15 protein-coding genes are annotated in these 14405 nt (G+C 38.8%); 3 read left to right on the top strand and 12 right to left on the bottom strand.

Annotated features, from left to right (window positions below):
* The first annotated feature begins 3 nt into the window (after positions 1–3).
* The gene (locus tag ATS75_RS01915) at positions 4–420 is read left to right on the top strand and encodes a SufE family protein (RefSeq protein ID WP_058558729.1); all 417 of its coding nucleotides are present in this window, start codon (positions 4–6) and stop codon (positions 418–420) included.
* On the opposite strand, the gene tcdA is transcribed toward ATS75_RS01915, so the two are convergent.
* Genes tcdA through ATS75_RS01880 form a run of 7 tightly spaced genes read right to left on the bottom strand, consistent with a single transcriptional unit; the run spans position 417 to position 7878 of the window.
* On the bottom strand, positions 417–1217 hold the full coding sequence (tcdA, locus tag ATS75_RS01910; protein WP_058558728.1) for a tRNA cyclic N6-threonylcarbamoyladenosine(37) synthase TcdA: 801 nt from the start codon (positions 1215–1217) through the stop codon (positions 417–419). The genes ATS75_RS01915 and tcdA overlap by 4 nt on opposite strands.
* Positions 1218–1892 carry a TIGR01621 family pseudouridine synthase gene (locus ATS75_RS01905; RefSeq protein ID WP_058558727.1) on the bottom strand — a complete coding sequence of 225 codons (675 nt, stop codon included), beginning with the start codon at positions 1890–1892 and terminating at the stop codon, positions 1218–1220.
* A complete protein-coding gene (kdsB, locus tag ATS75_RS01900) occupies positions 1885–2658 on the bottom strand; it encodes a 3-deoxy-manno-octulosonate cytidylyltransferase (protein ID WP_058558726.1) in 774 nt (257 codons plus the stop codon). The genes ATS75_RS01905 and kdsB overlap by 8 nt, the downstream gene beginning before the upstream one ends.
* Positions 2646–2843, bottom strand: coding sequence for a Trm112 family protein (locus tag ATS75_RS01895; RefSeq protein WP_058558725.1), 198 nt, complete (start codon positions 2841–2843; stop codon positions 2646–2648). Before ATS75_RS01895 ends, kdsB begins: the two co-directional genes overlap by 13 nt.
* On the bottom strand, positions 2833–3813 hold the full coding sequence (gene lpxK / locus ATS75_RS01890; RefSeq protein ID WP_058558724.1) for a tetraacyldisaccharide 4'-kinase: 981 nt from the start codon (positions 3811–3813) through the stop codon (positions 2833–2835). Before lpxK ends, ATS75_RS01895 begins: the two co-directional genes overlap by 11 nt.
* Positions 3810–5555, bottom strand: a complete 1746-nt coding sequence (msbA, locus tag ATS75_RS01885) for a lipid A export permease/ATP-binding protein MsbA (protein WP_058558723.1) — start codon at positions 5553–5555, stop codon at positions 3810–3812. Before msbA ends, lpxK begins: the two co-directional genes overlap by 4 nt.
* A gap of 58 nt (positions 5556–5613) precedes the next feature.
* Positions 5614–7878 carry a DNA internalization-related competence protein ComEC/Rec2 gene (locus ATS75_RS01880; protein WP_058558722.1) on the bottom strand — a complete coding sequence of 755 codons (2265 nt, stop codon included), beginning with the start codon at positions 7876–7878 and terminating at the stop codon, positions 5614–5616.
* Here ATS75_RS01880 and ATS75_RS01875 point away from each other — a divergent pair.
* Positions 7858–8370: a DUF2062 domain-containing protein gene (locus ATS75_RS01875; RefSeq protein WP_058558721.1), complete on the top strand. Its 513-nt coding sequence runs from the start codon at positions 7858–7860 to the stop codon at positions 8368–8370. The two genes, ATS75_RS01880 and ATS75_RS01875, sit on opposite strands and share 21 nt — an antisense overlap.
* Positions 8371–8483: 113 nt before the next feature.
* Here the strand turns inward: ATS75_RS01875 and gndA are convergent, their stop codons facing one another.
* Entirely contained in the window at positions 8484–9857 is a 1374-nt protein-coding gene (gene gndA, locus ATS75_RS01870; RefSeq protein WP_058558720.1) for an NADP-dependent phosphogluconate dehydrogenase, read from the bottom strand.
* A 392-nt stretch (positions 9858–10249) separates the two neighbouring features.
* Here gndA and pyk point away from each other — a divergent pair, with 392 nt between their 5' ends.
* Positions 10250–11686, top strand: coding sequence for a pyruvate kinase (gene pyk, locus ATS75_RS01865; RefSeq protein ID WP_058558719.1), 1437 nt, complete (start codon positions 10250–10252; stop codon positions 11684–11686).
* A gap of 79 nt (positions 11687–11765) precedes the next feature.
* On the opposite strand, the gene ATS75_RS01860 is transcribed toward pyk, so the two are convergent.
* The 4 genes from ATS75_RS01860 to rpmI all read right to left on the bottom strand — a co-directional run bounded on the left by ATS75_RS01860 (position 11766) and on the right by rpmI (position 14399).
* Complete coding sequence (locus ATS75_RS01860; protein ID WP_058558718.1) at positions 11766–12590, bottom strand: LytR/AlgR family response regulator transcription factor; 825 nt, start codon at positions 12588–12590, stop codon at positions 11766–11768.
* Positions 12587–13660: a sensor histidine kinase gene (locus ATS75_RS01855; protein WP_058558717.1), complete on the bottom strand. Its 1074-nt coding sequence runs from the start codon at positions 13658–13660 to the stop codon at positions 12587–12589. The genes ATS75_RS01860 and ATS75_RS01855 overlap by 4 nt, the downstream gene beginning before the upstream one ends.
* A gap of 160 nt (positions 13661–13820) precedes the next feature.
* The gene (gene rplT / locus ATS75_RS01850) at positions 13821–14183 is read right to left on the bottom strand and encodes a 50S ribosomal protein L20 (protein WP_008110477.1); all 363 of its coding nucleotides are present in this window, start codon (positions 14181–14183) and stop codon (positions 13821–13823) included.
* Between the two features lie 15 nt (positions 14184–14198).
* Positions 14199–14399: a 50S ribosomal protein L35 gene (rpmI, locus tag ATS75_RS01845; RefSeq protein WP_004587840.1), complete on the bottom strand. Its 201-nt coding sequence runs from the start codon at positions 14397–14399 to the stop codon at positions 14199–14201.
* Positions 14400–14405 lie beyond the last annotated feature (6 nt).

Below are 14405 nucleotides of genomic sequence, written 5' to 3'. Positions count from 1 at the left end.
GCAATGAATAAAACGTTTAAAGAACTCGCTTACACGCTAAATAATTCCCCTGCTTGGCAGCAAAAATACCGTGAAATCATGCTACTTGGTAAACAATTACCGACAATGCCCGAGGTTTTAAAAACACCAGATGCACTTGTACCTGGTTGTGAAAGTAAAGTTTGGCTGTATTTAGAGTTTGATCTGCAAGAAAACTGTTTGGTTATTATTGGGGATTCAGATACACGTATAGTAAAAGGCCTGCTTGCACTTATATTATCTTTATATAATGGCTTAACCCCGAGTCAAGTGTTAGCCATAAATGCATTTGAAGAGTTTCAAAAGCTGGGTTTAATAAGCCACTTAAGCCCTTCACGAGGAAATGGTATCAAAGCCATTGTCGAACGTATTCAAGCAATGGCTGAACAAAAGTCGCTTTAAGCTTTAGCTAACCGTTGTTTTTTATCTAAATATTTACGTACTGCTTTGGCTGCTACAAAAAAGCCAAAACTGCCTGTGATCATAGTCACTGAGCCAAAACCATTATTACAATCCATATTCATAGAGCCATCTGCGTTTTGCTTTGCATGGCACACACTACCATCTGAACCTGGATAGACTAACTGCTCTGTGGAATAAACACAGTCAATATTAAATTTACGCTTAGGGTTACTACTAAAGTTGTACTGTTTGCGCAAAATATAGCGAACTTTCGCAAGTAGTGGATCTTGAGTTGATTTTGCAACATCACCAAATGTTATTTGACTCGGATCCGTTTGCCCACCTGCGCCACCCGTTGTAATAATAGGCAGTTTATTGCGCTTACAATGGGCAATCAGCGCTGCTTTTTCTTTTACTGCATCAATACAATCAATGACATAATCAAAACCTTGAATATATTCGCGAATATTATCCACAGTGATAAAATCATCGATGACATCAATGTCACATTCAGGGTTAATAAGCTGACAACGCGCTTTCATTGCATCAACTTTAGCTTCACCTACAGTGCCTGTTAGCGCATGAATTTGGCGGTTTACGTTGGTCGCGCATATATCGTCAAGATCAATGAGCGTGAGTTTACCAACCCCTGTTCGTGCTAATGCTTCTGCAGCCCAACTGCCTACGCCACCAATGCCAATAACACAAAAGTGTGCATCTTGAAGCCAAGCAAATTGCTGGTGACCATATAAGCGCTTTATTCCACCAAAACGAATATCTGTTACGGAGTCTGTCATTTACCAATCCAAGTTCCATGGCTGTTGCCATGTGAGAAAGTTATCATGTTTAATTAATTGCCCATAAAGGGTGTCGCAATTTGGTTTGCAAATAAACTCAAATCGCTCACTTTGCCAGGTAAAGCACAGTGCGTAAGCATGCAAATAAGTACGCTGGCATTCAGTGCCACCATAAAGCACATCACCTAAAATCGGGGCGGCAATGCTTTTTAATGCAACGCGCAATTGATGTGTTTTACCTGAGTACGGCTTTAAAATATATCCGCGCAAATTAGCAGCGACACTGAACGAATAAAACCGTGTAATTGCTGGGTTAGTATGAGTTTTTAAAAGCTTAAAGCTACTTCTACGAGACTTAGCCATGTCCCCTTTTACCCAGCCTTGTTTTTTCTTTGGCTTAGCGTCTGATAAAGCCAAATAAAATTTATCAATCTTATGCGCAGTAAAAAGCCGAGTAAACTGGGCTGCAGCTTGGCTGCTTCGCGCTAATATAATTAACCCAGAGGTGACTTTATCTAGTCGATGAACGGCAAACAATTTTTCATTCAATTGTAGCTCAGCTAAAACCACAAAACCTGGCCTCTCTTCACTGTGGAAGTTAAGCCCTGCCGGCTTTTCAATAACATAAAAATCTTTATGCTCAGCAATAACTGTTAAAGTTAACTGCTTATTCACTCAACGAATTACTTTTTAAATAATGCACTACCCGCGCTAAATCTTCAGGGCTATCAACACCTGCATGAGGTGTAACTAGTGCTTGCTCAATTTTTATCTGATGTCCATGATAAAGCACACGTAATTGTTCTAAAGACTCTAATTGTTCAAGTGGTGAAGGGCTAAGTTCAATATATTGTTTAATAAACCCTGCACGATAAGCATATATACCAACATGACGTTGGTAGTTTGTTTTGTCTACGAGAGCATTATTGGTTGAATCCATCATATTGGCGCGATCAAATGGAATGCTAGCTCGGGAAAAATAAAGTGCATTTTTATGAACATCACTCACTACTTTTACCGCGTTTGGGTTAAATACTTCTTCAATGTCTTCAATTGCAACACTCAAAGTAGCCATTGGCGCAACCGAATCAGCCAATAATGCAGCAACTTGGCTCACATTTTCGCTAGCTAGTAGTGGTTCATCACCTTGCACATTGACAACAATAGTGTCATCGCTGAGGTTAAGTAAATCCATTACTTCTGCTAAGCGCTCTGTGCCTGACTGATGATCTTCACGTGTCATCAGTACATCAGTAGTAAAGGTATTGACTACCTCGAACACTTTTTTATGATCGGTTGCAATAACAACCTTACTTGCGCCAGAAGCAAGGGCTTTTTCATACACATGCTGAATCATCGGCTTACCACAAATATCGGCAAGCGGTTTACCTGGCAATCGTGTCGATGCGTAGCGTGCAGGAATAACGACTACGAATTCCACTTTTCTACCTCTTCTTGGCTTAACTCTCTTGCTTCGTTTTCAAGCAACACAGGAATGTCATCAACAACTGGGTAGGCTAACTTTGCTGCCGTGCTTATTAATTCGTTATTTTCTTTGTCAAAGCGTAATTTACCCTTGCATACTGGGCAGGCGATAATTTCAAGTAGTTTTGTATCAAAGGCCATTGAGGATCCCTTTTTCTTTGAGTAATAGATTGAGTTTATTAATTACCGCGGTTGATGGCTTAGCATCAACAGGTAAAAAGTACCAATTAGGTTTAGCAAAAGCGCGGCATTTTACCGCATCTTTCTCTGTCATAATGACAATTTCATCGTTATATTTTTCAAAATCAGCGGGGGTATAAGCATAATGATCGCGATAATGCGCCGTAGAAAGTAACTTAACACCTGAGTTTTGCAGTGTCTTCTCAAACCGTGCAGGATTACCAATTGCACTTACTGCATGACCGCTATCTAGTAGAGCTTCCGTTTTCTCACCAGTAGCCACATTTAATAAGGTAGATGCCTGTAATTGATAATTAAAGTTATCAGCACCTCCGTTTTCTACTACTAAATCAACTGATTTTAAACGCTTTGTAGTTTCTCGTAGTGGGCCTGCTGGCATCAAAAAACCATTGCCAAAGCGGCGCTCGCTGTCCACTATGCAGCACTCTATGTCGCGACCCATTTTATAATGCTGCATGCCATCATCTGAGATAATGACATCTAAATCGTAGTTTGTATTTAAAAGCTTTATGTTGGCTTTTCTATCTGGGCCTACAACAACAGGGCAACCTAATCGGCGCTGAATAAGTACAGGTTCATCCCCTGCTTGCGCGGTGGTAATTGAGCTATCAACAAATAAGGGGTAAACCTCAGAAGTACCACCATAGCCACGGCTAATAACGGCAACCTTTAAATCGTGTTGTTGTAAATATTGAGTAAGCCAAATAACAAACGGTGTTTTGCCATTACCGCCCACACTAATATTACCTACCACAATAACCGGCACATCGCATTTAAATTGCTCAAACAGGCCTAGTTTATAGCACACACTACGTAACGTTGAAATAAACCAAAAAAGCCCGCTCAATGGCAGAAGTACTAAGGTTAAAAAGCTAAAGTTTTTATACCAGCTTTGTTCTATCTTGTTCACCCTTGCTCACCAAACTGCATTTTGCATAAAGCAGCATAAGTGCCGTCATTTTTAAGCAGTGCCTGATGATCGCCACTTTCAATAACTTGACCATTATCTATTACGTAAATACGGTCGCTTTTTTCGATTGTCGAAAGTCGATGTGCAATAACAATGGATGTTTTATCTTTCATTAATTGATCGAGCGCTTGTTGAATCAGCTTTTCAGACTCCGTATCAAGAGCTGATGTAGCTTCATCTAAAATCAAAATAGGTGCATCTTTTAAGATTGCACGTGCAATAGCAATACGTTGGCGTTGCCCACCTGAGAGCATCACCCCGTTTTCACCCACCATGGTATTTAGACCATCTGGTAAATCTTTTACAAACTCCCATACATGGGCTTGTTTAGCGACAGCTAACAGCTCATCGTCACTTAACGTACGTGTAATGCCATAACTAATATTATTAGCAATTGTATCGTTAAATAACACGACTTGCTGTGATACCAAGGCAAACTGTCGTCGTAAGTCAGCAAGTTTATATTCACTCAGTGCAACGCCGTCTAATAAGATTTCGCTAGGAGCTTGTAAATCGTAATAGCGTGGTAATAAATTGGAGATAGTAGACTTGCCCGATCCTGAACGACCGACTAACGCAATGCTTTCTCCGGCTTTAATGGTAAGTGATAAATCGCGTAAGACTGGCTCTTCTTTTGTTGGGTAATTAAAGGTTACATTTTTAACTTCGATTAACCCTTTTACTTTATCAACGCTTATTGTGCCGGTATCTTTTTCAACCTCTTCATCTAGCACTAAAAAAATACTTTGTGCAGCAGAGATACCGCGTTGTAAATCGCTATTAACGTTCGCAAGCTGCTTTAACGGGCGTAACAACATCATCATCGATGAAATAAGTACAACAAAATCACCAGAACTAATGGTGTCTATCATCGATGGCATTGATACAACAAACAGAATAACCGCCATAGCACTGGCTGCTAATATTTGAATCACAGAAACACTCAACGCCTTTGTCGCATCCATTTTAATACGCTGCTGGCGGTTGTGATTATTAATAGTAGCAAACTGATCTATTTCCTGCTTTTGGCCGCCAAAGCCATGTATTACTTTATGACCGCTGAGCATTTGTTCAGAACTTCGTGTCACTTGCCCCATTGCTGACTGAATATTTTTGGATATATGACGAAATCGTTTTGACACGATGCTGACAATAACGGCTACTAATGGAATGATGATCAAAAATATTAAAGACAACTTCCAACTGGTGTAGAACATTACGGTAAGTAAAAACACCACAAAAGCGCCTTCCCTTACCACGATTAGCATAGCTTTTGTAATAGCCTGTTGTACTTGCTCAGTATCAAAAGTAATTTTAGATATTAAATCACCTGTGGAATTTTTATCATGAAAAGAAACTGGTAAATGCAGGATATGCTCAAATAATTGCTGTCGTAATGAACGTACAACTTGTGAACCTACATAACTTAGGCAATAAGAAGACATATAGTTAAAAAATCCGCGACCAATAACTAACGCTATCACGACAAACGGTGCATATTTTAGTACATCGTTATTACGTTCATTTAAACCCTGATCGATAAACGGTTTCATCAATTGAATAAACAACGCATCCATGGCTGAATAACCTATCATGCCTATAACAGCTAGAATTGCTATGCTTTTATAATTACCTACGTAAGATAGCAAACGCTTGTAAATTTGCGATGTTGTTTGATCCATAACACTCTCTAATTCTAAGTCTATGGGTATTGTAGCCTCGTGCAACATAAAACTAAACTCAATCTTTGAGAAACCAAGCACTTTGTGCCCTCGCAGAGTCTATTTCATAGCTATCTTGGTAAAAACTGACGATGATTTGACCATATTCCCCTGTTGAATATTGTTCTGCGTTTATCACTTTGTAGCGTTCGACTACCTCTTTGTGTGGCAAATTCCATTGACCTTGAAATGCAGCAGAATGAATAACAACCTCTGGCGAGACAGCTTCAATAAACGCCTTACTTGATGATGTTTTGCTTCCATGATGAGGGCTCATAAGTACGGTGCTTTTTAACTCTGCATTATCTGCTATTAATTCATGCTCTCTTAGTTTTGTAATGTCTCCTGGTAAAAGTAGGCTGTGAATTCCATCTGATATATGAACAATGCATGAGTTATCGTTATCAGAATAATGATTTCCTTTCTTGTGAGTCATTGTAATGAGTAAATTGTAGAAAATTATCTTTTGTTCACTGCATGCGGATTCAATGCCTGCCGGTTGCGTTATATTAAATGTGTTTTCATATCCTAGCTTTAGCCATTCTTCAACACCACCTGAATGATCTTTGTCATCATGACTAATTACCGTATGTGTTACTGTAATCCCATTGATATCTAAATAAGGTTTTAAGGTAGAGTGAACTCGCGTAAATCTATTAAAATAAATAGGACCAAGATCATACACAAACCCTTTTTTATCTTTCGTTATTAAAACCATTGTTCCATGACCCACATCAAAAACAGTGAATTGCCAATTTGGTTTCACTGTTAAAACAGAATCTATAAAAGCAATACAAATAGGTAATACACTAATAATTTTTCCCTTTGGCAGTACTAACAGTAATAGTGAACTTAGATAGGTTGCAAGTAGCATGGGTAAGGCTATTACTGGGGCATCAAACCAACGAACTTCAACGGGGATTAACAATAAGGCTTCAAAACAGACTCGAATTAAGCTATCAAAAAATGACAAGATAAGTGTCATATCCAATGCCATGTTCAATATACTCACGACGAATAAAAGAGGCATGACAATAAAACTAACCAGCGGAACTGCAATAAGGTTGACTAGAACACCAACTACACTCACTCCATGAAAGAAAAATAGGCTTAATGGTAGTAAACCTACAAAAAGCGTGCATTGCAGGATTATTAACCCTTTCAAAAACCCAGAAAGGGTTAACTTAGCGTGCGACATGTTTTTCACTAAAATAAATATTAGACCGACGGCAGTAAATGAAAGATACAATCCGGGATTCAATAAACTAAATGGGTCTATAGCTAAAATAAGAGTGAGTGCAAATAATAAGGCACGCCATCTAAGTGCTTGCTTTGATGTATAATATACAACCAAGATACACGCTAACATTATTAACGCACGACTTGCTGACACTAAAAAATCACTTAAGTAAACATAACAAAACGCCAAGCAAAAACCTACAAAGCTGTAAATGATTGATAAATTGATTGATTGTTTGATAGTTCGAATAAAAACCCGCAAAGTATACTTGCAAGCAAAATAGCCAATGCTAAATATAAGCCCTATATGTAAGCCAGAGATCGCTAATAAGTGACTTATTCCGAAAACTTGAAGTGTTTGTTTATCATCATATGACATTAAGCTTTTGTCACCCGTCATAAGCGCATAATAAAGCCAACTCATATGCGTATCCTCGTAGATACTTTGAATGTAACGACGGTATTTATATATTAAACTAGGGGCTGAGGTATTTGATACTTGAATTGCGCTACCTACTTGCTTACCTTTAAATAAGATACGTTGGCTAAATGCTGAGCGTTCTTTATCAAAGCCAAACACATTTTTTTGACTTCGGTATTTAGTGAGCCTTAACCAGGTTGTAACCGTACTTCCTTCCTTAATTCGATGCTCGGTATTTATACTAACCAGCACTTTAGGGGGTTTAAATAGAGTAAAATTTTTCGGACTAGTTATCGTTGCTTTTAAATAAGTGCTCTCTCGTTGTGATATAATCTCTTGGACAACGAGCGTAATTAGTTTTGGTTGATTTCCACTCAAGTTTTGTGAATAGATAGAATAAAAACACAAAAAATGTAGCCAAACAGCTAAAATCCCGCAAATAAAACCTAACATTACAGGTAAAAACGGCTTAAAATAGGTGCCTGCTATCACAATTAATAATGTGAACAGAGTAAATACAAGGGTCTGATAATAAAATACGGTTATAACACAACCAATAACAAACCCAATGCTTAACCACACTGATGTAAATGGTTGCTTTAAATGGCTAAAAAAACGATCCAACGGTTTTTACCCGATCACAATACGATTAAACATCATAAAATGTTGAAAATTTTTGGTCGTTTACTCCACGATGCAAACTTATGGCATCTTAATCGTCGTTCAGCACGTGGGGCTTTTTGTGTTGGTTTATTTTTTGCGTTCATCCCTGTTCCATTTCAAATGGTTTTGGCTGCAGCATTAGCCATTCCGTTACGCGTTAATTTACCTATATCTGTCGCCGTTGTGTGGATAACAAACCCATTAACTATGCCACCTATTTTTTATTGTTCATACATTGTGGGTACCATTGCTCTTGGTCAGCGAGAACAACACTTTGCTTTTGAACCCAGTTGGCAATGGTTTTTAGATAGTATTACAACCATTGGACCTGCATTTTTAGTTGGTTCATTGATCTGCGCAAGTATTGCATCTTTAATAGGGTATTTTGGTGTTGACCTTTTATGGCGTCGATCTGTTCGTAAAGCATGGAACAATAGACACACAACAGACTAATTAAACTATAGCCAATAGTTCAACTTGTTCCAAATATAATACACTCCATTTACTTAATTTAAGATCAAAAAAGCCAGCAATTAAGCTGGCTTTTTTATGCTAGTCAATATTGGTTACCGTACTTTTGCTTCAATCTCAACTAGGTCAGTAAGATGGCATACTTCACCAGAGTGAGTTTTTATACCATGCTCACCAAAGTAATCGCGTTGAGCCTGTACCAAATGACCATTACTTGGTGTAGTTAACGTCGCTAAGTAAGTTTGTGTCGAACTCAGCACAGGGAAAGCAAGTCCTGTCATTATTGCTTGACCAGTAATCTTACGTAATGACAGCGCTTCTTTTTCAAGTGTATCGATAAATTCAACGCCTTGAGCAATATTATCTAAATAGTCAGCACGGATGATACAACCTGCACGCCATGTCTGTAGTGTTTTTGAAAGATCAACTTTCCATTGATGCGCTCTTGAAGCACCTTTAATCAATGCAAGGCCTTGTCGGTATGCCAAGAGGCTCGCTAACAAGAATGCTTCTTTCAACTCATCTAAATCTAACTCAACGTTTGATGTAGGCTTTGAAGCATAGGTCATTTCTTTTGCCGCATGCGTATCACATGTATTGGTAAGATGACGGGCTTGAACAGCAGCAACTAATGACGGTACTGCAATACCAAGTTCAAGTGCATTTTGTGCAGTCCATAAGCCAGTGCCCTTTGCGCCGACCTTATTATCAATCAAATCAACTAATGACTCATTATTTTCTGTTTCAAGTGATAAAATATGACTCGAAATTGACAAAAGGTAGCTATTTAACTCACCTTCAGACCACTGTTCAAAAATAGCAGCAACGTCTTTATTTGTACGTTTAGTGCCCAAACGAAGTAATTGGTACATTTCTGCAATTAATTGCATTAACGCATATTCAATACCATTGTGAACCATTTTTACAAAATGCCCACTTGCAGATTGGCCGACACGGGCAAAGCATGAATCGCCTTTGTAACTTGCTGCAACTTTTTCAAACCATGGCTCTACACGCTCCCAGCCACCCTCTGAACCACTTGCCATCATCGCCGGGCCATGGCGAGCACCCTCTGCACCACCAGAAATACCCATGGTTGCAAATTCAAATTTATTTTGAAATTTAAGCTTGCGACTGATCCCGTCTTTGTAGTTACTATTACCGCAATCTACGATGATATCGTCACATTCGACACCCGCTTCTACTAGCTCGGTACATACCCTATCAACTAATTCACCCGCAGGCACTAATAACAAAATTGAACGAGGTGGGGCTAACCTTTTAACCATATCATTTAAATCAGACACAATATGCAGACGGTCCGCCATGCCTTGAGATTTAGCACAACTTAATAACTCTTCGCCCGCATCGGGGTTTTTATCATAAGCTACGAGTGTCAGCCCTTTTTCAATCAGGTTTAGAGCCAGATTTTTACCCATAACGCCTAACCCTACTAATGCAACTTGCATTTAGTGTCCTCCTCGGTAACAACTATTGGTTAGTAAATGAAAATAATAACGCGCGCATTATACCCAAGCAGTTAAAAAATGCGAGCCTCCGATAACGGACTCGAACATTCTCGTTGGTGTATGCACTAGGCACATTATATCAAATAACGAGTAGCTCAGGGATTATTTAACATAGGTGAATTAATAATTACGACATTGACGCAACCTGACACCGGTGTCATAATGATGTCATATTAAATTTGTATAAATTATGGCATTACATAATTAATTGTTTTTCAAATGTGTGTGGGTGAATATCATTAACACATTATATTTATGAAAATTTCATAAGTAGCTTAAATAACAATATAACCGTCAATCTGCTTAATAAATTAAGCCTACAGGAGAATTTGATGCTTAGACGCACAAAAATAGTCGCTACCCTTGGCCCAGCTACCGATCGTGATAATAATTTAGAAAAAATAATCCGTGCTGGCGCAAATGTGGTGCGTTTGAATTTCTCACACGGCGTTGCTCAAGATCACAAAGACCGTGCACAAGCTGTTCGTGATATAGCAAAGAACTTAGGCAAACACGTTGCAATTTTAGCCGATTTACAGGGTCCTAAAATTCGTGTTTCTACATTTAAAGAAGGAAAAGTAACGTTAACTGTCGGCGCTAAATTTATCCTTGATGCCAAAATGCAAAAAGGTGAAGGCGACATTAATGCTGTTGGCATTGATTATAAAGAATTACCACAAGATGTATCACCAGGTGATTTATTACTATTAAACGATGGTTTAATTCAATTAACAGTTCAAAGTGTAGAGGGTCACCTTGTTCATACCACGGTGACTGTTGGCGGTGTGTTATCGAACAATAAAGGGATTAACCGTTTAGGCGGTGGCTTAACGGCGCCTGCGTTTACTGATAAAGACAAAGAAGACTTAATCACTGCTGCTGAAATAGATGTCGATTATATTGCTGTATCTTTTCCACGCAGTGGTGATGATATGCGTTATGTTCGCTCACTTGCAGAAGCTGCTGGATCTAAAGCACAGCTTTTGGCAAAAATTGAACGTGCCGAAGCTGTTGAAACGGTTGAAGCAATCGATGATATCGTACTTGCATCAGATTCTGTTATGGTTGCCCGTGGAGACTTAGGTGTTGAAATTGGTGATGCGGCGTTAATGGGTAAGCAAAAACTTATTATAAGCCGTGCTCGCTCTTTAAATCGTACCGTAGTTACTGCAACACAAATGATGGAATCGATGATAGATAACCCTATGCCAACGCGAGCAGAAGTTATGGATGTTGCAAACGCTGTACTAGATGGTACCGACGCAGTGATGCTGTCTGCAGAAACTGCAGCGGGTGATTACCCAGAAGAAACGGTCGCTACCATGGCACGAGTTTGTCTTGGTGCAGAATCTCAAAAAGAAACACATGTTTCTAAACACAGATTAGATAGCCACTTCTCCTCAAATGCTGAGTCAATCGCTTTGTCTGCAATGTATGCGGCTAATCATTTAGATTCAATTAAAGCAATTGTAACGCTCACTGAATCAGGTAGCACAGCAAAATTAATGTCACGCATTAGTTCTGGCCTACCTATTTTCTCTCTTTCACGACATGCAAGTACATTAGGTCAAACTGCACTTTATCGTGGTGTATACCCTGTATTCTTTGACTCTACAAAATGTGAAAAAGATAACATGGTTAAAGATGCACTCAGCACACTTGTCGCTGCAGGTTCACTTTCATCGGGTGATACGGTTATTATCACCCACGGTGATGCAATGGAAACAATTGGTGCAACAAATACAATGAAGATTGTAACGGTTGGCTAACCCTGTGATTCAACAAAAAACGCGAGCCAAATAGCTCGCGTTTTTATTCTAACGCATCTTTAACCGGCTTTTTATAAGTTTAGCTCGCAAGAGCGGCTTTCACTTTATCTCGATAACTACGGCTTACTTTTAATTCTTGCCCATTGTCTAAGACAAGTAAGTATTCGCCACTAACTTGCGTGACTAGTTTGCTAATTTGTTTCGTATTTACAATTGCACTTCTGTGAACCCTAACAAATAGTTTTGGGTCTAGCTCTTGTTCAAGCTCTTTCATTGTTTTACGTAAAATATGAGTTTGACCATCTTGACAATGCAGACACATATAGTCACCCGCCGCATCTACCCATTGAATTGTTGCAACAGGCACACGAATAATTTCTCCCTGCTCTTTAACAGCTAGAGACTCTGGGTATCGTTTATCTGATAAGGTATCGCCTGTAGCTAACTTTTTCAAAATCTCTTCGCAGTTATTACCTGTAATACCAGCAACAAAGCTTGCTAATTTCTTTTTATGCGCGTTATCCTGCTGAGTTTTCAAATAAGTATGCACTTTTTCTACCGCCTGTTTTAGTCTGTTGTCATCGACTGGTTTAAGAATATAATCTAAAGCATGTATTTCAAACGCTTTGACCGCGAACTGATCAAATGCAGTTACGAATACAATAGCAGGTAATGCTCTGACACTTTCACTGAGTGTTCTGGCAACCTCAAAGCCATTCATACCTGGCATTTGAATATCTAAAAAAACTAAATCTATTTGCTCAACCTGGCATGCATCTATAGCTTCTTGACCTGAACTACATAGCTTTACAACCTCTATTTCATCAAAATCTTCTAACCTTACAGCTAACCCTCTACGTGCTAAAGGTTCATCATCGACAATTAGGGTTTTAATCTTGCTCATTTTTTCATAGCCTTTTCAAACGGAACACGCAGATTTACTTTTAATCCACTTGGCGTATTATCTGATAATACAAAAGAATAGTTATTTTCATACAAGGTTTTTAAGCGATCTTTGGTATTTGCAATCCCAACGCCTTGCGCATTAACTAATTGACCATTTAACAATTCAGTACCTGGGCCATTATCGCCTACTTCCAATAATAGTTCATTAGCAAATACTTGTGCCTTTATATCAATCTCTCCGCCTTCGGCTAAGTGAGCTATTGCATATTTTATTGAGTTTTCAATAATAGGCTGTAATATCAAACTCGGCACAAGCGCATTTTTAGCCTCACTACTTACTTCTACAGTCACTTTTAAACGCTCATCAAACCGGACTCGTTCAATCTCAAGATATAACATTAGTGCATGTATTTCTTGTTCTAACGGTACTTTTTTTATGGGATCAGTGTTCAATGTGTACCTTAAGAAATCACTTAGTTTTGACACCATTAAATTAGCGTCTTTATTTTCCTTAACTAAAATGAGGGTTGATATTGCATTAAGCGTATTAAACAAGAAGTGCGGGTTGAGTTGATAACGAAGCATTTTAAGCTGTGCTTCATGCGCCATGGTGGTTGCTTTTAGGGCCTTTTGTCGCTCACTTTGCAATAATTGGTAATATTTAATGCCGAAATACAAGCCACTCCAACATAAAATAATATATACAGAATCTAGACCTTGCTGAAAATAATAAAACCATTCATTAGGGCGGTAACCATGGCGATATATTTCCCACAAATTGAATTTTTGTACAACTGCCCATAATGTTCCCGTCACGTAGGAAGCACTAAATACAACAAGCATCAGAACCCAAGGCGACGCATTCCATGCTTTACGATACATATAACGAAGCGGCACTGTCATTAAACAACCAGCGTAAGCGTTAAGCACAATGACAAATACGTAAATATCACGCATTTCAAAGACTTTTGAGCCAATGTAATTCACAAGAGCGTAACCTATCCAACCTGCAACTTGAAGTACCCAAAAGAAGCGTTGGCGGTTATCTACCAAAGATTGCCAGTTCAAAATATATTTTTACCTCAATTATTTGTAATTATTATATCGGGATAGTTCAAGCTAAATCACTACTTCCTATCTTAGTTTTTAAGAGGCTTACCGCAAAAATTATATTTTTTCCACAAAAAAAGGAGCCTTAGGCTCCTTTTCAATACTTATCTGTAAAAGCTTAAGCTGCCGCTAGGCCTTCTTTTGCTTTTGCAACAAGTGCTGCGAATGCAACTTGGTCATAAACAGCGATATCTGCAAGGATCTTACGATCGATTTCAACAGAAGTCTTTTTAAGACCATTGATAAAACGGCTGTAAGACAGACCATTTTGACGTGATGCAGCATTGATACGTGCAATCCATAATTGACGGAATGTACGTTTCTTAGCACGACGGTCACGGTAAGCGTATTGACCCGCTTTAGTAACAGCCTGGAAAGCTACGCGGTAAACACGTGAACGTGCTCCGTAGTAACCTTTTGCTTGTTTTAAAACTTTTTTGTGACGTGCACGTGCGACAACGCCGCGTTTAACTCTTGCCATTTCTAAAAACCCCTATTAAGCGAATGGTAACATACGTGAAACTAGACCATGGTCATTCTTATGAACCATCATCTTAGGACGTAGGTGTAACTTACGCTTAGAAGTTTTCTTAGTCAGAATATGACGAAGATGCGCTTGTTTACGCTTGAAACCGCCAGAAGCAGTTTTCTTGAAACGCTTTGCTGCGCCTCTGTGACTTTTTAGCTTATAAGCCATTGCAAT

It is taken from the genome of Pseudoalteromonas sp. H105 (genome assembly GCF_001469215.1).
Taxonomy (GTDB): domain Bacteria; phylum Pseudomonadota; class Gammaproteobacteria; order Enterobacterales; family Alteromonadaceae; genus Pseudoalteromonas.
This window is presented reverse-complemented; position numbering and strand designations above follow the sequence as displayed.

Bases quoted from the DNA above. Each gene is read 5' to 3' on its own strand.
- ATS75_RS01915 (WP_058558729.1), top strand. From the start codon at position 4: ATGAATAAAACGTTTAAAGAACTCGCTTACACGCTAAATAATTCCCCT.
- tcdA (WP_058558728.1), bottom strand. From the start codon at position 1,217: ATGACAGACTCCGTAACAGATATTCGTTTTGGTGGAATAAAGCGCTTA.
- ATS75_RS01895 (WP_058558725.1), bottom strand. From the start codon at position 2,843: ATGGCCTTTGATACAAAACTACTTGAAATTATCGCCTGCCCAGTATGC.
- msbA (WP_058558723.1), bottom strand. From the start codon at position 5,555: ATGGATCAAACAACATCGCAAATTTACAAGCGTTTGCTATCTTACGTA.
- ATS75_RS01875 (WP_058558721.1), top strand. From the start codon at position 7,858: ATGGCTAAAAAAACGATCCAACGGTTTTTACCCGATCACAATACGATT.
- gndA (WP_058558720.1), bottom strand. From the start codon at position 9,857: ATGCAAGTTGCATTAGTAGGGTTAGGCGTTATGGGTAAAAATCTGGCT.
- pyk (WP_058558719.1), top strand. From the start codon at position 10,250: ATGCTTAGACGCACAAAAATAGTCGCTACCCTTGGCCCAGCTACCGAT.
- ATS75_RS01860 (WP_058558718.1), bottom strand. From the start codon at position 12,590: ATGAGCAAGATTAAAACCCTAATTGTCGATGATGAACCTTTAGCACGT.
- rplT (WP_008110477.1), bottom strand. From the start codon at position 14,183: ATGGCAAGAGTTAAACGCGGCGTTGTCGCACGTGCACGTCACAAAAAA.
- rpmI (WP_004587840.1), bottom strand. From the start codon at position 14,399: ATGGCTTATAAGCTAAAAAGTCACAGAGGCGCAGCAAAGCGTTTCAAG.